Genomic DNA, 21,029 nt, shown 5'->3' with positions numbered 1-21,029 from the left:
ATATACTACTGCTCCGCTGTGAGAGCTAATAATAAAATATTCCACAGCATATTGGTTTGTATAACAGGCCAATCTAGGTGATAAACGGCTTTGTAAGGTGACATTACCAACGATCTTAGTTGGTGCTGCTTAAACGAATTCCAACATAACGTGCCATTAGAAGCACACTTGATGTTTAAGCATTGTTTACTGTTTATTGACCATTTGGATTGAAGACATGTCATTACCACACGTAATCCTAACTGTTTTAAGTACGCGCGATGCTACTGGTTACGATATCACAAAAGAATTTTCAGCAAGTATTGGTTACTTCTGGAAAGCTAGCCATCAACAAGTTTACCGTGAACTAAATAAAATGGCTCAGAACGAGCAAGTGACTTGTGTGCTAGAGCCTCAAGAAGGTAAGCCTGATCGTAAAGTTTATTCTATTACCGACGCTGGCCGTAGCGCTCTTGGTGAATGGTTTGAACAGCCAACAGCACACCCAACTGTACGTGATGAGTTCTCTGCTAAGCTAATGGCTTGTGCAGTTCAACCGTCTGATGCATACCGCACTCAACTTGCTGAACTAGTAGAAGAGTCTCGTAAGCTTGTGGCTCACTACAAAGAGATCGAATCAGCTTACTACGCAACACCAGCAACTTTAGACAAGCAAGCTCGTCTAGAGCGTCTAACTTTACGCCGCAACCTTGTGATTCGTGAAGCTTGGATTCTTTGGGCTGAAGAAGTTCTACAAGAACTAGGTGCAATGGCTTAAGCCAACGCATTTTTTAACGCGCTAAAAATCAAAAGGCTTGCACTCTATGAGTGCAAGCCTTTTTGTTTATCTGTGGCTGGGAAGTTACTGAGCAATCACTTGTGGGCGAACACCCAGTGTGTGGCATAGTGCGTAAGTCATTTCAGCACGGTTTAGTGTGTAGAAGTGGAAGTCTTTCACCCCTTCACGGCTTAGTGTACGCACCATATCAATCGCCTGACTTGCGCCTACTAACTGACGAGTCGTTGGGTCATCATCCAAGCCTTCAAATTGCTGAGCCATCCAGCCCGGGACTTTCACGTTATTCATTTCAGCAAAGCGAGAAGCTTGTTTGAAGTTAGAAACAGGCAGGATGCCCGGTACAATCTCTACATCAATGCCAGCGGCTACGCAGCGGTCACGGAAACGTAAGTAGCTTTCTACATCAAAGAAGAACTGAGTAATCGCGCGGTTCGCACCCGCATCTACTTTACGCTTTAGGTTCAGTAAGTCTGATTGTGCACTTTTCGCTTCAGGGTGGACTTCTGGGAAAGCCGCGACTGAGATATCAAAGTCATGGCGCGCCTTAAGCAGTTTAACAAGATCAGATGCGTACATTTCAGGGACGCCGCCACCAGCAGGAATGTCACCACGTAGTGCAACGATGCTCTGAATACCATTCGCCCAGTAGTCATCAGCGATTTGAATTAATTCTTCACGGCTAGCATCGATACAAGTTAAGTGCGGAGCCGCAACTAAACCCGTTTGATCTTTAATTTCTTTAATGATTGAGTGAGTACGGTCACGCTCACCTGAGTTAGCCCCGTAAGTAACAGAAACAAACTTAGGTTGAAGAGTTTTTAGACGGTGTACAGAGTTCCACAATGTCTCCTCCATTTTCTCGCTACTCGGCGGGAAAAACTCGAAAGATACGTTAATGTTGTCAGAAAGTTCAGCGATATTCTGATTTAAAGCGTCAATATGACTAGCGTGTGTGTATCCCATCTTACTCTCCATGTGGCCAACTCAACCACGAAAAAATTCTTATCCTTAAAACGACGTTTAGACGTCTATATGTCTACAGAATGTATTGAATACGATTTAATGTCAACAGATCCATTATGAATTATTTTCAAGTAGATCGTGAACAAAGTTCAAGAAGAAAGATGAGAACAAGCAGAGAATAAAAAGGCTGAAAGCGCGCTATGCTGCCTTCAGCCTCTATTGTTTTATATATGTCTAAAAGGAAGTTTTAACGCATTAAAACAAACTAGACATTCGGTTTAAATCAGACTGAATCGCTCCTGCCGTTACCTCACGCCCAGCACCTGGACCACGGATAACAAGCGGATTGTCTTTATACCATTTACTCTCAATAGCAAAGATATTGTCGCAAGGAAGTAAGTTTGCCAACGCATGCTCTTTAGCAAGTGCTTCAACGCCTACCGTTGCTTTACCATTTTTCTCTAAACGAGCAACATAGCGCAGCACCTTATGTTCTGATTGCGCTTTTTGTAAGCGCTCCGCTAACTCCTCACTCAGTAGTGAAGCTTTATCGAAGAAATCATCAACCGATAGATCTTGTAACTCAGCTGGAACCAGTGACTCTACTTTTACATTTTCCGGCTCAATATCTAAACCAGACTCACGGGCAAGGATGACCAGTTTACGCATCACGTCTGAGCCGTCTAAGTCGGCGCGAGGGTCCGGTTCAGTTAGGCCTTGCTGCCATGCTAAATCCACAAGTTCACTAAATGGCACACTGCCATCAAACTGTTGGAACAACCAAGAAAGCGTACCTGAGAAGATACCAGACAGAGCGATAATATCGTCACCGCTTTCACGTAGGTCGCGCACGGTATGGTTTATTGGTAACCCTGCGCCAACCGTTGCGTTATATAACCAGTGGCGGCTGATCTTAGCGAAGGCATCTTGTACTTGATGGTAGTACTCACTAGAAGCGCTACCCGCCACCTTGTTTGCCGAGATTAGATGAATGCCTTGCTGAGCAATATCCAAGTACTTTTCTGCCAACACTTGGCTAGCAGTGACGTCTAGCACAACCACTTCATCGTAGCCTTGGATGGAGCCTAATCGTTCAAGCCACTCACCGTCGTTGTTTTTTACGGCTTCGTCATCGAAATGATCAAACACACTATCCGCATCGATGCCGTTTTCGTTATACCAATATGTTTGACTATCTACGACCGCAACAAGATCAAAGCTCATGCCGCGGCGTTTTTCTAGATCCGACTTCTGCTCTGCAAACAGCTTCAGCCAGCTTGAACCAATATTACCTTTACCACAGAGAGCAATCGCCACACGCTTCTGGGCTTGGAACAGCTGAGAATGCACACCTTTCACCAATACTGGCGTTTCGCACTTGCGCATCACCGCCACTAAGCTCAAGCCTGAAGCAGCTTCAGAAATGAACTCCACTGGAGAATTCTTTAGCTGCTGATAAAAACCATAACAATGGTTAGGGTTCTTAGTTACACCTGCACCCACAGCGGCAACTAAGGAGTAACCTTCTTTCAACTTGATTTCGGCTTCGACTGCGTGATCTTGTAAGTACTCCAACGCACCACCAGCGATTTCCGCAGTGTATGCAAGGCGTAAGCAGTTTTGATCTGGTTGAAGTTCGTAAGCTAGAGGCTCCAGTTGAGCACGCTTCAGCCCCTCTAATACATCAATCTCTAGGCGTTCAAAGTCATGACCATGCCCAAAATTAAGCTGGACCAGTAACACTTCATCGAGTGAGGTAATAATCTTAGCGCCGCGACCAGAAGCCAAAACGCGTTCAATTTGGGTCGAACCAGACTCTGGCTGGTAGCTGCAACGTAAGCTTAAGTCCATCGCACTTTGCGCGACAGGTTGTAATGTACGGCTGTGTAATACAGGAGCTGCCAGACGTGCCAGCTCACTTGCTTCATCTAAACGCAATAACGGCAATAGACACGCATCAGACACTAAGCGCGGGTCTGCGCTGTAAACACCTGCCACGTCACTCCAAATCGTGACACGATCGACTTCCGCCAGCGCGCCGATGACCGTTGCCGAGTAATCGGAGCCATTACGCCCTAGTAATACGGTTTCGCCTTGGCAGTTTTGCGCCATGAAGCCAGTAATGACCACACGGCAATGAGTATGCTGTGCAAGTACTTCTTTAATCAAAGCGTACGAGCGAGAGCGATCCACTTCTGGTTGAGTGCCCGCTTCTGCACGTAAAAACTCACGTGCGTCTTGCGCGACAGCTTGAAGATCATGCTGACCCAAAAGCGCAGCCAGTAAACGAGATGACCATACTTCACCATGGCCGAGCACCTGTGCTTTTTGTGCTTCGCTCAACGGAGCAACCAGCTCACCAAGCGCGGTAAACTCACTTTGCAACTGAACAGTGAGCTTTTCCGCCTGCTCACCTGTTAATAAACCTTCAATCAGTTCCAACTGGAACTGACGTAAAGACTGCAGACATTCATGAGCAAGTCGGCCATCTTTATCCAGCGCTTCTAGAAATTCAATGAGTCGATTCGTGGTTTTGCCAGCCGCCGACACCACCACCAAATCATTAGGCTTAGAGTATTCTTTAAGAATGTTCACCACGCGTTGGTAACATTCTGGATCAGCTAGGCTACTGCCACCAAATTTGTGCAGTTGGCGTAAAACCGTCATTAACGCTTCTCCCCATTTTCAATGAAAGCCTGTGCTTTGGCGAGCGCTTGCTTAAGGTCTGCAATTAAATCTTCTGCATCTTCCAAACCGACAGATAAACGTAGCAGTTGTTGTGAAACGCCAGCTTCTTCTAGAGCAGCTTCACCCATTGCACGGTGCGTCATTGAAGCCGGGTGACAAATCAAGCTTTCTACTCCACCTAGCGACTCAGCGAGAGAGAACAGCTCAAGCTCGCCAACAAAGTACTTAAGCGCTTCGAAAGAGCCTGCAAACTCAAAGCTCAGCATCGAGCCAAAACCTGACTGCTGTTTCTTCGCAATCTCATGCCCCGGGTGATCCGGTAGGCTTGGATGGTAAATCGTACCGACAAGATCTTGCTCTTGCAGTGCCACTAAAATATCACGCGAGCTTTCTTCGTGAACGCGCATACGAGCGCCTAAAGTACGAATGCCGCGCAGCGTCATGTAGCTATCAAACGGAGTGCCCGTTGCGCCAATACAGTTGCCCCACCATGCTAGTTCTTCTGCATGCTCTTCTGTTTTCGTGATCACAACACCACCGATAACGTCCGAGTGGCCGTTGATGTACTTAGTGGTTGAGTGAATAACAAAATCTGCTCCAAGTTCTAATGGCTTTTGGAACACAGGTGTCAAAAAGGTATTGTCGACTGCGACAAGTGCACCCACTTCTTTGGCTTTGCGGCAGGTTTCTGCAATATCCACAACGCGAACAAGAGGGTTAGATGGAGTCTCAAGCAAAATTAATTTAGGTTTAAGTGCGATTGCTGCATCCAAAGCGGCTTGATCAGATTGGTCAACAAACAACACTTTGAAGTCACCCTTTTGAGAGCGAGTGTTGAATAGACGATATGTACCGCCGTAGCAATCGTGTGGCGCGACGATTAAGTCATCACCACTTAAAAAAGCCGATACCCAAAGGTTTAATGCTGAAGTGCCACAGTTAGTCACTACAGCGCCCTTACCGGACTCCAATTCAAACAGCGCAGTTTCTAGCAAGCCACGGTTTGGGTTGCCTGAACGGGTATAATCATACTTTGGCACTTCACCAAATGCAGGAAATCCATAGTTCGTGGACAGATAAATAGGTGGAACAACGGCGTGGTGTTGAGTGTCTGACTCGATACCAGTACGAACTGCAATGGTGGCTGGCTTCCGGCTGCTCATAGGTGTTTCCTTTCAATTTGGATGCTTGAAATTCACAGTAGCTTGTCGCGTATAGGCTGCTGTGTTAGATATATGTTATTCACTTTACTTCCATTACATTAAGCCGTCAACACTTCTAGACGTCTATATGTCTTTGCTTATGGCGGTAAATCCCGCTAAAATCACCATTCTAAATTTTAATCAAACAACAAAAATGATGAAGGTGCGCAATGGCCGACTGGAATGGTGAATACATAAGCCCATATGCAGAGCATGGAAAGAAAAGCGAACAAGTAAAAAAGATCACAGTTTCTATCCCTCTAAAAGTATTAAAGGTGCTAACTGACGAGCGTACACGCCGTCAAATTAACAACCTACGCCACGCCACTAATAGTGAGTTGCTATGTGAAGCATTCCTTCACGCCTATACAGGCCAGCCACTACCAACGGACGAAGACTTACGTAAAGACCGCCCAGACGATATTCCTGCTGAAGTGAAAAAGCTGATGACAGAGATGGGTATCGAATTCGAAGCGTTTGACGAAGAATAAAAATAACACCAGTCACACGTCAGCATCTTCTTATTCGCCTGCGGCCAATACTGAATCATCATTTTGTCTGGTTATTAAACTAGACATCAAAATGCAAAAAAGCCGACTTACTCACGTAAGTCGGCTTTTTCTTTATCAATCTAGTAGCCAGAGCATGAGAGCCAATGCACGCAGCACAGCTCTCTATGTTAATCGCTCTATGCCATATATTACGCCATATAGTTTTCTGGCATTTCGATACGAGCCACACCAGAATCAACCGCTGCTTGTGCAACTGCTTTAGCAACACGCGGTAATAGACGTGGATCCATTGGCTTAGGAATGATGTAACCTTTACCAAACTCAAGAGAAGTCGCACCCGCAGCTGCCAATACTTCCGCTGGTACTTCTTCTTTCGCCAACTCACGAATTGCATTTACTGCCGCTAGCTTCATTTCATCATTGATTTCGCTTGCACGAACATCCAGTGCGCCACGGAAGATGAATGGGAAACACAATACGTTGTTCACTTGGTTCGGGTAATCACTACGGCCAGTACCCATGATCAAGTCTTCACGCACTTCGTGAGCCAGTTCAGGTTTGATTTCTGGATCTGGGTTTGAACATGCAAAGACGATTGGCTTGTCCGCCATAAGCTTCAACGCTTCTGCTGGAAGTAGGTTCGGGCCAGATACACCAAGGAAAAGGTCTGCGCCATCAATCACATCTTCAAGCGTACGCTTATCTGTGTTGTTCGCAAATAACTGCTTGTATTCATTCAGATCATCACGGCGAGTGTGGATTACGCCTTTACGGTCCAACATGTAAATCTTCTCACGTTGAGCACCACATTTGATCAGTAGTTCCATACATGCCACCGCAGCTGCGCCTGCACCTAGACATACGATCTTAGACTCTTCTAATTTTTTGCCTTGCAGCTCAATTGCGTTCAACATGCCAGCTGCCGTTACGATTGCTGTACCGTGTTGGTCATCGTGGAAAACAGGAACATCACAGCGCTCAATTAGGCGGCGTTCAATCTCAAAACAGTCTGGTGCTTTAATATCTTCTAAGTTGATACCACCAAACGTGTCTGCAATGTTTGCTACAGTATCGACAAACTCATCGATTGTACGGTGCTTAACTTCAATATCGATAGAGTCTAAGCCAGCAAAGCGTTTGAATAGTAACGCTTTACCTTCCATTACAGGCTTAGACGCGATAGGACCAAGGTTACCTAGGCCAAGAATCGCCGTACCATTAGAAATAACAGCAACCATGTTGCCTTTTCCTGTGTACTTGTAAACGTTATCTACATTCTGAGCAATTTCACGTACTGGTTCTGCTACACCTGGGCTGTAGGCAAGGGCTAAGTCTTCTGCTGAGTTTGCAGGCTTAGTCAGCTCTACGGCAATCTTACCTGGGATTGGAAATTCATGGTAATCAAGCGCTTGTTGGCGGAATTGTTCTTGTGGAGAAAGTTCTTGGCGAGTGTCGTCTGACATAGGTGTAGGTTTCCTAAAGATATTATAATGATTGGGTAAGAAGTTTGATTTTAATGGATGTACTTCAAAGTTCCTAGATAGGAAAGCCCCCTGTCTCATTAAAAAACGAGATTTGACTACTAATAAGACCAGTGAGCAGTTGAAATCCCTAAACGACAGGCAATAAAAAAGGACACCGAAGTGTCCTTTTTTATGTCTAAATAGCGAGAATTACTTCTTGCTAGAAAGAGCACCGAAACGCTTGTTGAAGCGATCTACACGGCCGCCTGTATCAACGATACGTTGCTTACCAGTGTAGAATGGGTGACATTTGTCACATACGTCTAGGTGAATACCTTCTTTACCTAGAGTAGAGTTGAATTCAAATGTGTTGCCGCAAGAACAAGTAGCTTTTACAGCTTTGTATTCTGGGTGGATACCAACTTTCATGGGATAACCTCAATTAGGCCGTGTCGCCATCCGATTCTAAGCCGGACACCACACGTAGTTAAAAAATAATAATTAAAGACACCGCATCGAAACACAAGGAGACGAAGCCATACCTTCAAGGCGCAGTATAGTAATGAATCTGTGAAGTGGGATCAACTCATTTGATACATTTTTCACCAATCTTTTATTGCCTCTATATTATTAGCCACCATTCAGTCGTTCAGCTTGAAGCTGAGACGCTTTCAAAGCGCAACTGCACCTCGAATTTAATAGGTGAATCCTTTAGACTGTGGATTCGATTTCCCCCAGGTAAAGCTCTCTTAGTATGCGTCCAACTATCGCCCGTGTGGCACTGCCCGTCCCTCTGGACAAGCAGTTTGATTATACCATCCCTAATCATCTGTTTCCGATCATCGGTGGCCGTGTTTCCGTTCCATTTGGACGACAAACGCTTGTTGGTATTGTCACCTCGCTAGTCAACGAATCAGAGTTCAGCATCGATAAACTGAAACCGATAAAGGCGATACTAGACAATCAACCGGTGTGGCCAGATTCCGTCTATTCACTATTAACGTGGTGTAGCCAATTTTATCAATACCCACTTGGGGAAACGCTCGCCAATGCGCTGCCAAGTGCGCTACGCAAAGGTAAAGCAGCAGACTTCGCGACACTAGTAGAATGGCAGTTAACACCACTGGGTAAAAATCAATTGATGCAGGGCTTTGGCCGAGCGGTCAAGCAAGCCAAAGTCATGCACATGCTTGAAAGCGGCCCAGTGCCACATCAAGAGTTTATCGACCAAGAAGTTGGCAGCGCAGTATTAAAAACATTGCAAGAAAAAGACTGGATCGAATCGGTAGAGAAAAAGCCCACACGCATTCAATGGCCGACCGAAATAGAAAGCGACCAGTTCAAACCTAAACTCAATGAAGAGCAAGCCATCGCTATCGCCACCGTGAATAGCCAGAATGATTTTGCCTGCTTTTTATTAGAAGGGGTCACGGGTTCAGGCAAGACTGAGGTTTACCTTAATATGATCAAGCCGGTACTTGAACAAGGTAAACAAGCCTTAGTTCTGGTACCTGAAATTGGGTTGACTCCACAAACTATCAATCGCTTCAAAAAACGTTTCAATGTTCCGGTCGAAGTCATCCACTCTGGATTGAACGATACTGAGCGCCTCAATGCCTGGCTTTCTGCTCGAGATAAGATAGCTGGCATCGTGATTGGCACTCGCTCGGCGTTATTCACGCCATTTGCCGATCTTGGGATTATTATTGTCGACGAAGAACACGACTCTTCGTATAAGCAACAAGATAGCCTGCGCTACCACGCCCGTGATGTCGCCATCATGCGCGCACATAAAGCCAAGATCCCAGTCGTGCTCGGTTCTGCCACGCCAGCGTTCGAAACCATACACAATGCACAAGTCGGGAAATACGCGCACTTAACCTTAACTCAGCGTGCAGGGGCTGCCGTTCCAACAACCAATAAAGTGCTCGATGTAAAAGGCTTATATTTGGAAAGTGGCTTATCGGCACCACTCATTGCTGAAATGCAGCGCCATTTGCAAGCGGGCAACCAAGTGATGCTCTTTTTGAACCGCCGTGGGTTCTCGCCAGCTTTAATGTGTCACGAATGCGGATGGACCGCAGAATGCAAACGCTGTGACGCTTACTACACCTACCATCAGAACAGCAATGAAATCCGTTGCCACCACTGTGGTTCGCAACAGCCGGTTATTCACCAGTGCCAAGGGTGTGGTTCCCATCAGCTTGTCACATTAGGCGTCGGTACAGAACAACTAGAAACGCAATTGGGCCAGTTATTCCCTGATTACAAAACTATTCGTATCGACCGTGACAGCACGCGTCGTAAAGGCAGCTTAGAGGCTGCACTGGAGTCGATTCGTAACGGCGAGTACCAAATTCTCATCGGAACCCAAATGCTCGCAAAAGGTCACCACTTTCCTGATGTGACTATGGTGGCGCTACTCGACGTGGATGGTTCCCTTTATAGCAGTGACTTTCGAGCGTCAGAGCGTTTAGCCCAGTTATTCATTCAAGTGGCGGGACGTGCGGGGCGTGCGAGTAAACCCGGAGAAGTCATCTTGCAAACGCATCACCCTGAACACGGGTTGCTGCAAGCTCTGCTGCATAAGGACTACAATCACTTTGCTCAAACCGCGCTAGCCGAGCGTAAACAAGCGATGCTGCCACCTTATACGTTTATGACCATGTTTCGCGCCGAAGCAAATAATTCGCAGTTGGTCGAAGATTTTTTACGCCAAGTTCGCCATACGCTAGAAGCTCACCCACTATTTGATGGCTATTGCATGGTACTTGGTCCTACACCAGCTCCACTCGCGAAAAGAGCGGGGAAATCACGCTGGCAGTTGATTTTACAAACTCAAACTCGCTCGCAAATGCAAAGATTATTAACCAGTGCAAAACCGGCCATCAACTTACTGCCGACAGCGAAAAAAGTGCGTTGGTCATTAGACATTGAGCCACAAGATCTCAGCTAAGTTGTTCACATTGAATCGATATTTCATATTTATCGTGAGTGAGTTCACACTAGCAATGCAATTTTTGTTAATCTAGCCGTAACTTTCTGTCTGTAAATGAATAAACTGTTTCTGGCGTAAAGTGTTAACCGCGTTTTCACATAGTTTTATCAATAAGAACAACAATTAAATGCCTCAGTCGATGGCATAACAAGGAAATTAAGAGGTCAATTTATGGCGACAATGAAGGATGTTGCCCAGCTCGCAGGGGTTTCGACAGCGACAGTTTCACGCGCGCTTATGAATCCAGAAAAAGTATCTTCATCTACACGTAAGCGTGTCGAAGATGCTGTACTCGAAGCTGGCTACTCACCAAACTCGTTAGCGAGAAATCTACGCCGCAACGAATCCAAAACCATTGTCACTATTGTTCCCGACATTTGTGATCCTTACTTCACTGAAATCATTCGCGGTATTGAAGATGCAGCGGTCGAGCATGGCTACTTAGTGTTGCTTGGCGACAGCGGCCAACAGAAAAAACGCGAGAGCTCGTTTGTGAACTTAGTCTTCACTAAACAAGCCGACGGCATGTTGCTTTTGGGTACCGACCACCCATTTGATGTCAGCAAACCAGAACAAAAAAACTTACCGCCTATGGTAATGGCGTGTGAGTTTGCACCAGAGTTAGAGCTACCAACCGTTCATATCGATAACCTGACTTCAGCGTTTGAAGCGGTGAATTACTTAACCCAGCTCGGCCATAAACGCATCGGCCAGATTTCTGGGCCAAAGACTGCAGCGCTGTGTCAGTTCCGTCAGCAAGGCTACCAACAAGCCTTACGCCGCGCAGGGATCGCTATGAACCCTACCTATTGCACTGGCGGTGACTTCACTTTCGAAGCGGGCGCTAAAGCGATTCGCCAGCTGTTAGCCTTACCAGAGCAACCGACCGCAGTGTTCTGTCATAATGACACGATGGCGATTGGTGCAATCCAAGAAGCGAAGAAGCTCGGCCTGCGCGTTCCTCAAGATTTATCGGTGGTTGGCTTTGATGATATTCAATTTGCTCAATACTGCGATCCTCCGTTAACGACTATCTCTCAGCCTCGTTACGAGATTGGCCGCCAAGCCATGCTGATGATGCTAGACGTGCTAAAAGGTAATGAAGTTCAAGCAGGTTCCCGACTCCTTGAAACGGAACTGGTTGTCCGTGGCAGTACCGCTCCACCACGAATGCAATAACGATACTCGCTATTTGTCGCGGCACATTTTGATGTGCCGCTTCCATTTCTACACTGTCATATCTGAACAATCTGGATTACCATGAGAACAGTATTCGTAATTGTGAAACTGTCTTGTGGCCAATAGAGATTATGTGAGACGAGGTCGTGCTCCTAAGAAGCCGACAAAAAAAACAACCAGTAAACAAGCCCCTCGCCGTAAACCTTGGCGTAGTGGCCTTTTAGCAGTCTTCCTATTAAGCGGATTTGGCTACGGCCTGTATCTGCTCAGCAACGATCCTGAGCCGCCACCGCCAACCACAGTGACCAAGCCAAAACCTAAGCCGAAACCAAGTAAGCCAATTCCACCGCCCCCTGAAGAAAAATGGGATTACGTGGAAACATTGCCGAATCGTCAAGTAGAAGTGAAAGCGAAGGAACAACAAGTTTCGGAAATTCCTTACATCATGCAGTGCGGCGCGTATAAAAAACTGAGCCAAGCAGAAGCGCGTAAATTAGACATCGCCTTCCAAGGCATCAACAGCAAAGTTCGTAAAAAAGAAAACAGCAGTTGGTACCGAGTCGTTCTTGGCCCATACAAGTTTAAGCGTGATGCTGAACGCGATCGTCATAAACTGCAGCGTGCGAAAATTGAGCCGTGTGCAATTTGGAAAGAATCGCAATAAATATTTACCAGAAAGCCTTCAGCAATGAAGGCTTTCTGCGCTTTAGCTCCCTTGAAATTACCCAGCGTTATCCTCATATACTTCCTATACCCAAATATAAAAAGCATTAAGAGGCCCTACTCGTGACTACCATTGTATCTGTACGCCGTAATAATAAAGTCGTCATCGCGGGTGATGGACAAGTATCTCTAGGCAACACGGTAATGAAAGGCAACGCCCGTAAAGTTCGCCGCCTATATAACAACAAAGTACTGGCAGGTTTCGCTGGCGGTACAGCAGATGCTTTCACGCTATTCGAAAAATTTGAAAGCAAACTGCAAATGCACCAAGGTCATTTAACCAAAGCAGCGGTTGAACTCGCAAAAGATTGGCGCAGCGATCGCGCGCTACGTAAGTTAGAAGCTCTGCTAGCAGTCGCAGATGAAACCGCTTCTCTTATCATCACTGGTAACGGCGATGTGGTTCAGCCAGAAAACGACCTTATCGCAATTGGCTCTGGTGGTAACTTCGCTCAAGCCGCTGCAACTGCATTATTAGACAACACAGATTTAGACGCTCGTGACATCGCAGAAAAAGCCCTAACCATTGCTGGTGATATCTGTGTCTTCACGAACCATCATCATACGGTTGAAGAACTCGAAAGCACTGTTGAACTGCCTAAGCCTGAATAATCAGCCGCACTCCACAAACAGCGCTATCAACCGTAAGTTAAAAGAATTAAGGAAATACCATGTCTGAAATGACTCCTCGCGAAATTGTTCACGAACTCAATCGTCACATTATCGGCCAAGAAAACGCTAAACGTTCTGTTGCCATTGCACTGCGTAACCGCTGGCGTCGTATGCAGCTTGACGAAAGCCTGCGCGTAGAAGTATCACCAAAGAACATCCTAATGATTGGTCCTACAGGTGTAGGTAAAACTGAAATCGCACGTCGCCTAGCGAAGCTGGCTAATGCACCTTTCATTAAAGTTGAAGCAACAAAATTCACCGAAGTTGGTTACGTAGGTAAAGAAGTTGAGACCATCATTCGCGATCTGACTGACGTAGCGATCAAGATGACTCATCAGCAAGCAATGGAAAAAGTACAATTCCGCGCAGAAGAACAAGCTGAAGAGCGCATTCTTGATGCGCTACTGCCACCAGCGCGTGATGCTTGGGGTCAGAACGAACAAGCCGACGAATCTTCTTCTAACACTCGCCAAATTTTCCGTAAGAAGCTGCGTGAAGGCAAGCTAGACGACAAAGAAATCGAAGTGGATGTTGCTGCACCACAAATGGGTGTAGAGATCATGGCACCTCCGGGCATGGAAGAGATGACTAACCAGCTGCAGGGCATGTTCCAAAACCTTGCGGGTGATACAAAGAAAAAGCGTAAGCTAAAAATCAAAGATGCATTCAAAGCCCTAACTGAAGAAGAAGCGGCTAAGCTTGTGAACCAAGAAGAGCTAAAAGAAAGCGCGATCTACAACGTTGAAAACAACGGTATCGTCTTCATTGATGAGATCGATAAGATTTGTAAGCGTGGCGACAGCTCAGGCCCAGATGTTTCTCGTGAAGGGGTTCAACGCGACCTGCTGCCACTGATCGAAGGTAGCACAGTATCGACTAAGCACGGCATGGTGAAAACCGATCACATCTTGTTCGTGACATCAGGCGCTTTCCAAGTTGCTAAGCCTTCTGATCTTATTCCAGAACTTCAAGGTCGTTTACCAATTCGCGTAGAACTTGAAGCGCTTTCCAGCCACGACTTTAAGCGTATCCTTACAGAGCCGAAAGCCTCTTTAACTGAACAATACATCGCTCTAATGAAAACCGAAGATGTTGATGTTGAGTTTACTGAAGATGGCATCACTCAAATTGCTGAAGCGGCATGGCAGGTCAATGAAACCACAGAGAACATTGGTGCTCGTCGTTTACACACTGTTATGGAGCGTCTAATGGATGAGATTTCATTTGATGCGACAGATAAAGCCGGCAGCAAGCTGACCATCGATGCAGGTTACGTGAAGTCGAAACTGGGTGAATTCGTTGAAGACGAAGACCTAAGCCGCTTCATTCTGTAGCACAGAAAATCAACACTAGTTGCTCTATCTCAAGGAAATTGCAGCTAATTAACCAAATTAAAGCCCACTGTTCAGTGGGCTTTTTATTCGCCAAAAAATGGGCGTATACTGATTTTACTTTATGAAACCGACTTTATGAATCAGTGTGTGCCGATGAAACAATCCCTGCTTATTTGGCTCGATGCCGCGCGACCAAAAACTTTGCCTCTTGCGCTAGTATCCATTTTAACCGGAAGTAGCCTAGCCTTCTCCACCGGGCACTTCTCACTGTCGGTTGCCCTACTGGCATTCATTACAGCCACGCTATTACAGATCCTATCTAACCTTGCCAATGATTATGGCGACGCTGTTAAAGGTACAGACAACGACAAACGTTTGGGGCCTGTCCGTGCAATGCAATCCGGCGCGGTCGATGCCAAAACAATGAAACAAGCCATTGTGCTAAATATAGTCTTCACCATGATCGCAGGGCTGACTTTGGTGTTTCATGCCCTGACCAGCATAGAAAGTATTTTGGCTTTCATTGGCTTAGGAGTGCTCGCGATTATTGCGGCTATCGCCTATACCGTCGGTAATAAACCATATGGCTACATTGGGCTGGGAGATTTGTCGGTCTTTATTTTCTTTGGACTACTGGGAGTCTCAGGAACCTACTTCTTACATACTGGCAATGTAGAAGCCAGCCTATTTCTACCAGCTTTAGGCTGTGGGCTAATGGCGGTTGCCGTGCTCAATATCAACAACATGCGCGACATCGAAAACGACAGCGAATGTGGCAAGCGCACTGTGGCAGTTCGATTAGGGCAACGTAAAGCCAAGCACTATCACTTTTTATTACTTGGATTTGCCATCGCTTCTTTTGCTGCTTACCTGATTATCCAAGGTAAACCACTATGGATTAGTTTGCCTTTCTTGCTCAGTATCATCGTCGTCTCAAAGCACGGTAAAGATGTCTGGGAGACTGTGAAACCTGCGCAGATTGCCCCTATGATGCCCGTGATTGTGAAATGTTCTTTGATCACTAACGTATTGTTTGCTGGGGTTGTCGTAGCTCAAACTCTACTCAGTTAATTCTGGGATAGTATTGCATTGGTTTTAACCACCGATATACTCAATATTAAGCTCCTAGCCCAAAAGGTACGTCATGGAATACAACACCTCAGCACTGTGTGATATTTATTTAGATCAAGTAGATGTCGTAGAACCGATGTTTAGTAACTTTGGGGGCAGCGCATCCTTTGCTGGCCAAGTCACGACGCTTAAGTGTTTTGAAGATAACGCGCTTATCCGCTCAGTCGTCGAACAAGATGGTCTTGGCCGCGTATTGTTGATCGACGGAGGTGGTTCGTTACGTAAAGCGCTGATCGATGCTGAAATTGCCGCGATCGCCGAAGAAAACGAATGGGAAGGCATTGTCGTTTACGGCTGTGTGCGTGAAGTGGACGATTTAGAAGACATGAGCATCGGCATTCAAGCCCTTGCCTCTATTCCTGTCGGGGCGAGCCAAAGTGGTGTCGGCGAAAAAGACGTTCCTGTTAATTTTGGTGGCGTTACTTTTCTGCCCGAAGATTACCTGTATGCCGACAATACCGGCATTATTTTATCTCAAGAGCCACTCGATATCGATTTAGAGCTCGAGGAAGAAGACGACATTTAACGTCGAGTAACCGACTCAGATTTCGCATCAATAAAAAAGCCCGCTATCAATGAGCGGGCTTTTTAAATCCTGGGCGTAGACTTACTCTACTTCATCCATTTTACCTAGAAGGTTACGGATGCGATCTTGCCATGCTGCGTGCTCTTGCTGCATTTGTTGTGCTTTTTGCTCAAGCTCTTCGCGGTTTGCTTTTAGCTCGTTCGCTTCAGACGCAAGTTGTTCTTTTTCTTCTTTAAGCTCTTCCACTTCCATTTGAAGAAGTGCAATTGTATCTACTGCTGTTTGAATTTTTGCTTCTAGTTGCTCTAGTACTTCAAAAGACATCTTAGCCTACCTTTAATTGTCCGGTTGAGTTGAAGGTTACTCCACTATATTTCCCCATTCTACTCAGCACGGCGCGGATAAACACTCTCTATATTGTATATTTTGCGTCATTCGGCTAAAAAAACATCGCAATTGACCTAAGATTGACTTTCGTTAAGGTCAAATCTCACGCTTATTAATTAGTCGGGTGAATATTTAGCAAATCGGCCACCACATTGATCCGCCACAATAGCGCCCATGTAAAAAAGCAAACGTTTCCTTTGTGATATGGTAAAATCCGCGCGAAATTTCTATTCCCCTTTTGAATATTTTGGAGTCCGCATGAAACGCGATTTAGCAATGGCATTTTCTCGTGTCACTGAAGGTGCAGCACTGGCCGGTTATAAATGGCTTGGCCGTGGTGATAAAAACGCAGCCGATGGCGCTGCAGTTGAAGTGATGCGTAGCCTGTTAAACAAAACAGAAATCAGCGGAGAGATTGTTATTGGTGAAGGCGAAATCGATGATGCACCTATGCTATACATCGGTGAAAATGTCGGTGTTGGCGGCGATGCCGTAGACATTGCCGTTGATCCAATTGAAGGGACTCGCATGACAGCAATGGGCCAATCCAATGCGCTTGCTGTATTAGCCGCTGGTGAAAAAGGCAGCTTCCTTAAAGCACCTGACATGTACATGGAAAAGCTAGTGGTAGGCCCAGGCGCAAAAGGGGCGATCGACTTAGCACTGCCACTGAAAGAAAACCTAGAAAACATCGCGAAGGCACTAGGGAAAACACTGGATACCTTAGTTGTCACTACGTTAGCGAAGCCTCGTCACGACCAAGTGATTGCTCAAATGCAATCGATGGGCGTGCGTGTATTCGCAGTGCCAGATGGAGATGTCGCAGCTTCCATTCTCACTTGTATGCCTGACAGCGAAGTAGATGTCATGTACTGCATTGGTGGCGCTCCTGAAGGTGTTGTGTCTGCTGCAGTTATTCGCGCACTTGATGGTGACATGCACGGGCGCTTATTACCTCGCCATGAAGTAAAAGGTGATACCGAAGAAAACCGTAAGCACGGCGAACTTGAGCTAGAACGCTGCGCTGAAATGGGCGTAACTGCAGGCATCGTATTGAAGATGGAAGACATGGCACGCAGCGACAACGTTGTGTTCTCTGCGACAGGGATTACCAAAGGTGACCTACTAGAAGGTATCACTCGTCAAGGCAATATCGCAACTACGGAAACTCTGTTGATCCGTGGACGTTGCCGCACCATTCGTCGTATCAAGTCGATTCACTACTTAGAGCGTAAAGATCCAGAAGTGATCGGACACATTCTTTAAAGTGACATAATTAGACATCAACAGGCTGATAGTGATATCAGCCTTTTTTGTATCTCACCTCTGCAAGGATAACGCTTTCATATAGTAAATGGTTTGCTTTATAAACGCCTTGCCTCATAATAGATAAGATAATCAAGGTAGGGATAACATGAAAACAAGCGATCGCATCTTAAATACGATTAAACGCCATGGTGCAGTCACGGCTAAGCAATTGTCAGAAGAATTCGGTATGACAACTATGGGGGCACGCCAGCACTTACAAAGCTTAGAAGATGACGGCGTGCTTGCGTTTCATGATGTCAAAGTCAAAGTCGGTCGCCCTACTCGTCATTGGTCTCTCACGCCTCATGGCCACGCTCAATTTGCGGATCGTCATGGTGAACTGACGATTCAAGTCATCGATGCGGTTCAAAATTTATTCGGTAAAGAAGGCTTAGCCAAGGTCACAGCCGAGCGTGAAGCCACCACACTTCAGCAATATCGCTCTGCACTAGAAAACAGTTTAGATCTGAAATCCAAGCTACAAACTTTAACTCAGCTTCGCGAAGATGAAGGCTACATGGCCGAGCTTATCCATGAAACTGACCACTTCGTCTTGATCGAGAATCACTGTCCGATTTGCAAAGCTGCAACTCGCTGCCCTAGCCTATGTCAGTCGGAGCTCAACGTATTCAAAGAGTTATTAAAAGATGAATGCGACATCGCTCGAGCTGAACACATAATTGCCGGCGAGCGCCGCTGCACCTACACCATAACCCCACTTCAAAGCTAACCTCACCTTTCAGTCTCACTTTTGAGAACATGACAATTTGGCCAAGATATAATCACTATCCTCTCTTATGCTTTAAGTAGTGTGTTTGTTATCAGTAAGCACTGAGGACGTTTTTATGGGATACCCACAAATTGATCAGCCCCTGCCGCCTTTTGATGAACTCGTTGAACTGGCAAAAAATCCAGATGCCTTCAATCAGTTCAAGCATGAGATGTGTGAAGAAATGATATGTTCCGCTTCTACAGGGATGCAAGATAGGCTTAGAGCTCAACAAAGCCACATCGACCTCGTCGTCAGTCGCTGTAAAAATCCAGACCATACTAACGTAGTGCTGATGCAAGAGCTGCGCTGCCAGATGTTTAAGTTTCAAGAAGTTTTAGAGGGAGACAGCTACGGGCATGAAGAGACAACCGCAGACATTATCCCGTTTAAGCTAAGTGATTAAAAAAGGAGGCATTAAGCCTCCTTTTTATTGAACATCATTGATTACGCTACAGGGTCAGAACCGTATTGGTTTTTACCATCAGTGCCTTTCAAAAAGCCACATTCAACCAAAATCCATAATCCACATGCTAATGCCGCCGTGGTCGCCACCATCTGCATAGTGCTCGTTCCTTCTGCTGATGGCGCAGCCATTGGAGTCGCTAATCGACCTAAGACCAAAGGAATGTTTAACAACAACCATAGATTCGATTTATCTCTGTCGTGCCAACGCTTAGCCGTGACGGCTAAATCTGGGATCAATAAAAACAGCAGGAAAACAGGTAGCAGAATGTAGGCATACGCTGGGAACAGAACACTGATGCCCGAAGCGAAGCCAAAAATAGATACGTAGTAAACAATATTCCAAGTCCAGAATGTCTTACGACCAATCCGACCCTTGAATGAGAACAGTAATTCTTTCATCGACATCTTACACACTCAATATAAAAAGCCGCCAAAGCGAGGCAGCAAACTAGTTAATCACTTTTTGAAAACAGCTCTTATCCATGTCTCTCATATTAACGGTTAGACTACGAACATGGCTAGCCTGTTGCTGTAAAACTTCCATTAGCTGCCTCGACAATTCACGCTTTTGCTCCTCGGTTCTTCCCTCAAGAAGCTCAAAGCTGATGTGAATGAAATCCACATTATCGCCTTCTTCACCCACCAACCAGTTATGGCAACGCAGTGCGCGTGATTTCACCGAGCTTGCATCGAACAAACCACAATTCATCGTTACATCATGCAAATCTTCTAATAAGCCTTGAAGGTTCACTCGTTCGTCCACTGAGTTTGAATACTCTAAAACTAGGTTGGGCATTCTCAATTCCTATACTTTCACGCAATCGTTTGTCCTTTAATAACAATTAACCGTGAAAAATCCGAGAGCTTCACTATTATTCTGTCTGCTGGATCACTGATAAGTCTTCAAAATCTACTCTGACCATTCAATAAGATCCTAGAAAGACATGACCACAGTCATGATCTGTTGATATTAATCTGTTATATTATTTCGTAATTAAGTTTATTTTTTACATTCTATATATTTTAAATACTTGGAGATATTCCTATGCGTCATCCTGTAGTTATGGGTAACTGGAAACTAAACGGCAGCAAAGAAATGGTTGTTGAACTACTTAACGGTCTTAACGCTGAACTTGAAGGCGTTAAAGGCGTAGACGTAGCAGTTGCTCCACCTGCACTTTTCGTTGACCTAGCTGAGCGTACGCTTACAGAAGCTGGTAGCGCAGTAATCCTAGGTGCACAAAACACTGACCTAAACAACAGCGGCGCATTCACTGGCGACATGTCTCCAGCAATGCTTAAAGAGTTCGGCGCTTCTCACATCATCATCGGTCACTCTGAGCGTCGTGAATACCACAACGAATCAGATGAGTTCGTTGCTAAGAAATTCGCATTCCTAAAAGAGAACGGCCTAACTCCAGTTCTTTGTATCGGTGAATCTGAAGCACAAAACGAAGCGGGCGAAACTGTTGCAGTATGTGCTCGTCAAATCGACGCAGTAATCAATACTCAAGGTGTTGAAGCTCTTGAAGGCGCAATCATCGCTTACGAACCAATCTGGGCTATCGGTACTGGTAAAGCAGCAACAGCTGAAGATGCACAACGCATCCACGCTCAAATCCGTGCTCACATCGCAGAGAAATCTGAAGAAGTAGCGAAAAACGTAGTAATCCAATACGGCGGTTCTGTTAAGCCAGAAAACGCAGCAGCTTACTTCGCACAACCAGACATCGACGGTGCTCTAGTTGGCGGTGCAGCGCTAGACGCGAAAAGCTTCGCAGCTATCGCAAAAGCAGCAGCAGAAGCTAAAGCTTAATTGATTGCTTAGCCGTAAGGCTCGGTAAGTTAAAGGTCAGCGTATGCTGACCTTTTTTGTAACGGTTGATTAATTTCACTTCGTTGGCGCCATTTTCGCGCTCAACATGAGC

General features: G+C 45.8%; 21 protein-coding genes. 13 read left to right on the top strand and 8 right to left on the bottom strand.

The features are described from left to right. The first annotated feature begins 217 nt into the window (after positions 1–217). Positions 218–757, top strand: a complete 540-nt coding sequence (locus tag ELZ11_RS16710; protein WP_137358551.1) for a PadR family transcriptional regulator — start codon at positions 218–220, stop codon at positions 755–757. 84 nt (positions 758–841) lie between these two features. Here ELZ11_RS16710 and metF read toward each other — a convergent pair whose 3' ends face one another. The 3 genes from metF to ELZ11_RS16695 all read right to left on the bottom strand — a co-directional run bounded on the left by metF (position 842) and on the right by ELZ11_RS16695 (position 5,592). Then, positions 842–1,741 carry a methylenetetrahydrofolate reductase gene (gene metF, locus ELZ11_RS16705; protein ID WP_137358550.1) on the bottom strand — a complete coding sequence of 300 codons (900 nt, stop codon included), beginning with the start codon at positions 1,739–1,741 and terminating at the stop codon, positions 842–844. A 255-nt stretch (positions 1,742–1,996) separates the two neighbouring features. Further along, the gene (locus ELZ11_RS16700; protein ID WP_137358549.1) at positions 1,997–4,408 is read right to left on the bottom strand and encodes a bifunctional aspartate kinase/homoserine dehydrogenase II; all 2,412 of its coding nucleotides are present in this window, start codon (positions 4,406–4,408) and stop codon (positions 1,997–1,999) included. Then, the gene (locus tag ELZ11_RS16695; protein WP_137358548.1) at positions 4,408–5,592 is read right to left on the bottom strand and encodes an O-succinylhomoserine (thiol)-lyase; all 1,185 of its coding nucleotides are present in this window, start codon (positions 5,590–5,592) and stop codon (positions 4,408–4,410) included. Before ELZ11_RS16695 ends, ELZ11_RS16700 begins: the two co-directional genes overlap by 1 nt. A 209-nt stretch (positions 5,593–5,801) precedes the next feature. Between ELZ11_RS16695 and metJ the strand changes: the two genes are divergently transcribed. Continuing rightward, positions 5,802–6,122 (top strand): met regulon transcriptional regulator MetJ, encoded by a 321-nt coding sequence (gene metJ / locus ELZ11_RS16690; RefSeq protein WP_004415993.1) that lies wholly within the window; start codon positions 5,802–5,804, stop codon positions 6,120–6,122. 209 nt (positions 6,123–6,331) lie between these two features. On the opposite strand, the gene ELZ11_RS16685 is transcribed toward metJ, so the two are convergent. Both ELZ11_RS16685 and rpmE read right to left on the bottom strand, forming a co-directional pair. Further along, the gene (locus tag ELZ11_RS16685) at positions 6,332–7,606 is read right to left on the bottom strand and encodes a malic enzyme-like NAD(P)-binding protein (protein ID WP_137358547.1); all 1,275 of its coding nucleotides are present in this window, start codon (positions 7,604–7,606) and stop codon (positions 6,332–6,334) included. A 210-nt stretch (positions 7,607–7,816) separates the two neighbouring features. Continuing rightward, positions 7,817–8,035 (bottom strand): 50S ribosomal protein L31, encoded by a 219-nt coding sequence (rpmE, locus tag ELZ11_RS16680; protein ID WP_137358546.1) that lies wholly within the window; start codon positions 8,033–8,035, stop codon positions 7,817–7,819. A 325-nt stretch (positions 8,036–8,360) separates the two neighbouring features. On the opposite strand from rpmE, the gene priA reads away from it, so the two are divergent. The 7 genes from priA to rraA all read left to right on the top strand — a co-directional run bounded on the left by priA (position 8,361) and on the right by rraA (position 16,169). Continuing rightward, entirely contained in the window at positions 8,361–10,562 is a 2,202-nt protein-coding gene (gene priA, locus ELZ11_RS16675) for a primosomal protein N' (RefSeq protein ID WP_137358545.1), read from the top strand. Between the two features lie 213 nt (positions 10,563–10,775). Then, a complete protein-coding gene (cytR, locus tag ELZ11_RS16670; RefSeq protein ID WP_137358544.1) occupies positions 10,776–11,783 on the top strand; it encodes a DNA-binding transcriptional regulator CytR in 1,008 nt (335 codons plus the stop codon). Between the two features lie 115 nt (positions 11,784–11,898). After that, a complete protein-coding gene (locus tag ELZ11_RS16665; protein WP_137358543.1) occupies positions 11,899–12,447 on the top strand; it encodes an SPOR domain-containing protein in 549 nt (182 codons plus the stop codon). 122 nt (positions 12,448–12,569) lie between these two features. After that, a complete protein-coding gene (gene hslV / locus ELZ11_RS16660; protein WP_137358542.1) occupies positions 12,570–13,118 on the top strand; it encodes an ATP-dependent protease subunit HslV in 549 nt (182 codons plus the stop codon). A gap of 59 nt (positions 13,119–13,177) precedes the next feature. Continuing rightward, complete coding sequence (gene hslU, locus ELZ11_RS16655; protein ID WP_137358541.1) at positions 13,178–14,512, top strand: HslU--HslV peptidase ATPase subunit; 1,335 nt, start codon at positions 13,178–13,180, stop codon at positions 14,510–14,512. Positions 14,513–14,665: 153 nt separating this feature from the next. Further along, positions 14,666–15,583, top strand: coding sequence for a 1,4-dihydroxy-2-naphthoate polyprenyltransferase (locus ELZ11_RS16650; protein ID WP_137358540.1), 918 nt, complete (start codon positions 14,666–14,668; stop codon positions 15,581–15,583). A gap of 73 nt (positions 15,584–15,656) precedes the next feature. Further along, on the top strand, positions 15,657–16,169 hold the full coding sequence (gene rraA / locus ELZ11_RS16645; RefSeq protein WP_137358539.1) for a ribonuclease E activity regulator RraA: 513 nt from the start codon (positions 15,657–15,659) through the stop codon (positions 16,167–16,169). 81 nt (positions 16,170–16,250) lie between these two features. On the opposite strand, the gene zapB is transcribed toward rraA, so the two are convergent. Then, the gene (gene zapB / locus ELZ11_RS16640) at positions 16,251–16,493 is read right to left on the bottom strand and encodes a cell division protein ZapB (protein ID WP_137358538.1); all 243 of its coding nucleotides are present in this window, start codon (positions 16,491–16,493) and stop codon (positions 16,251–16,253) included. Positions 16,494–16,814: 321 nt separating this feature from the next. Here zapB and glpX point away from each other — a divergent pair, with 321 nt between their 5' ends. The 3 genes from glpX (at position 16,815) to ELZ11_RS16625 (ending at position 19,039) form a co-directional block, all read left to right on the top strand. Beyond that, positions 16,815–17,822, top strand: coding sequence for a class II fructose-bisphosphatase (glpX, locus tag ELZ11_RS16635; RefSeq protein WP_137358537.1), 1,008 nt, complete (start codon positions 16,815–16,817; stop codon positions 17,820–17,822). A 148-nt stretch (positions 17,823–17,970) separates the two neighbouring features. Beyond that, positions 17,971–18,594 (top strand): helix-turn-helix transcriptional regulator, encoded by a 624-nt coding sequence (locus ELZ11_RS16630; RefSeq protein WP_137358536.1) that lies wholly within the window; start codon positions 17,971–17,973, stop codon positions 18,592–18,594. Between the two features lie 115 nt (positions 18,595–18,709). After that, a complete protein-coding gene (locus tag ELZ11_RS16625; protein ID WP_137358535.1) occupies positions 18,710–19,039 on the top strand; it encodes a DUF3135 domain-containing protein in 330 nt (109 codons plus the stop codon). A 41-nt stretch (positions 19,040–19,080) separates the two neighbouring features. Here the strand turns inward: ELZ11_RS16625 and ELZ11_RS16620 are convergent, their stop codons facing one another. Further along, the gene (locus ELZ11_RS16620) at positions 19,081–19,506 is read right to left on the bottom strand and encodes a DUF805 domain-containing protein (RefSeq protein ID WP_137358534.1); all 426 of its coding nucleotides are present in this window, start codon (positions 19,504–19,506) and stop codon (positions 19,081–19,083) included. Between the two features lie 43 nt (positions 19,507–19,549). Beyond that, complete coding sequence (locus tag ELZ11_RS16615; protein ID WP_137358533.1) at positions 19,550–19,897, bottom strand: 5-carboxymethyl-2-hydroxymuconate Delta-isomerase; 348 nt, start codon at positions 19,895–19,897, stop codon at positions 19,550–19,552. A gap of 249 nt (positions 19,898–20,146) precedes the next feature. Between ELZ11_RS16615 and tpiA the strand changes: the two genes are divergently transcribed. After that, positions 20,147–20,917, top strand: coding sequence for a triose-phosphate isomerase (tpiA, locus tag ELZ11_RS16610; protein WP_137358532.1), 771 nt, complete (start codon positions 20,147–20,149; stop codon positions 20,915–20,917). Positions 20,918–21,029: the final 112 nt, after the last annotated feature.

The organism is Vibrio profundi, assembly GCF_005281835.1.
Classification (GTDB): Bacteria; Pseudomonadota; Gammaproteobacteria; order Enterobacterales; family Vibrionaceae; genus Vibrio; species Vibrio profundi.
The sequence above is the reverse complement of the archived record's forward strand: the minus strand, read 5'-3'. Positions and strand labels throughout refer to the sequence as shown.

Coding starts and splice junctions, on each gene's coding strand:
- ELZ11_RS16710 (WP_137358551.1), top strand. CDS start 218: ATGTCATTACCACACGTAATCCTAACTGTTTTAAGTACGCGCGATGCT.
- metF (WP_137358550.1), bottom strand. CDS start 1,741: ATGGGATACACACACGCTAGTCATATTGACGCTTTAAATCAGAATATC.
- ELZ11_RS16700 (WP_137358549.1), bottom strand. CDS start 4,408: ATGACGGTTTTACGCCAACTGCACAAATTTGGTGGCAGTAGCCTAGCT.
- ELZ11_RS16695 (WP_137358548.1), bottom strand. CDS start 5,592: ATGAGCAGCCGGAAGCCAGCCACCATTGCAGTTCGTACTGGTATCGAG.
- metJ (WP_004415993.1), top strand. CDS start 5,802: ATGGCCGACTGGAATGGTGAATACATAAGCCCATATGCAGAGCATGGA.
- ELZ11_RS16685 (WP_137358547.1), bottom strand. CDS start 7,606: ATGTCAGACGACACTCGCCAAGAACTTTCTCCACAAGAACAATTCCGC.
- rpmE (WP_137358546.1), bottom strand. CDS start 8,035: ATGAAAGTTGGTATCCACCCAGAATACAAAGCTGTAAAAGCTACTTGT.
- priA (WP_137358545.1), top strand. CDS start 8,361: ATGCGTCCAACTATCGCCCGTGTGGCACTGCCCGTCCCTCTGGACAAG.
- cytR (WP_137358544.1), top strand. CDS start 10,776: ATGGCGACAATGAAGGATGTTGCCCAGCTCGCAGGGGTTTCGACAGCG.
- hslU (WP_137358541.1), top strand. CDS start 13,178: ATGTCTGAAATGACTCCTCGCGAAATTGTTCACGAACTCAATCGTCAC.
- ELZ11_RS16650 (WP_137358540.1), top strand. CDS start 14,666: ATGAAACAATCCCTGCTTATTTGGCTCGATGCCGCGCGACCAAAAACT.
- rraA (WP_137358539.1), top strand. CDS start 15,657: ATGGAATACAACACCTCAGCACTGTGTGATATTTATTTAGATCAAGTA.
- zapB (WP_137358538.1), bottom strand. CDS start 16,493: ATGTCTTTTGAAGTACTAGAGCAACTAGAAGCAAAAATTCAAACAGCA.
- glpX (WP_137358537.1), top strand. CDS start 16,815: ATGAAACGCGATTTAGCAATGGCATTTTCTCGTGTCACTGAAGGTGCA.
- ELZ11_RS16630 (WP_137358536.1), top strand. CDS start 17,971: ATGAAAACAAGCGATCGCATCTTAAATACGATTAAACGCCATGGTGCA.
- ELZ11_RS16625 (WP_137358535.1), top strand. CDS start 18,710: ATGGGATACCCACAAATTGATCAGCCCCTGCCGCCTTTTGATGAACTC.
- ELZ11_RS16620 (WP_137358534.1), bottom strand. CDS start 19,506: ATGTCGATGAAAGAATTACTGTTCTCATTCAAGGGTCGGATTGGTCGT.
- ELZ11_RS16615 (WP_137358533.1), bottom strand. CDS start 19,897: ATGCCCAACCTAGTTTTAGAGTATTCAAACTCAGTGGACGAACGAGTG.
- tpiA (WP_137358532.1), top strand. CDS start 20,147: ATGCGTCATCCTGTAGTTATGGGTAACTGGAAACTAAACGGCAGCAAA.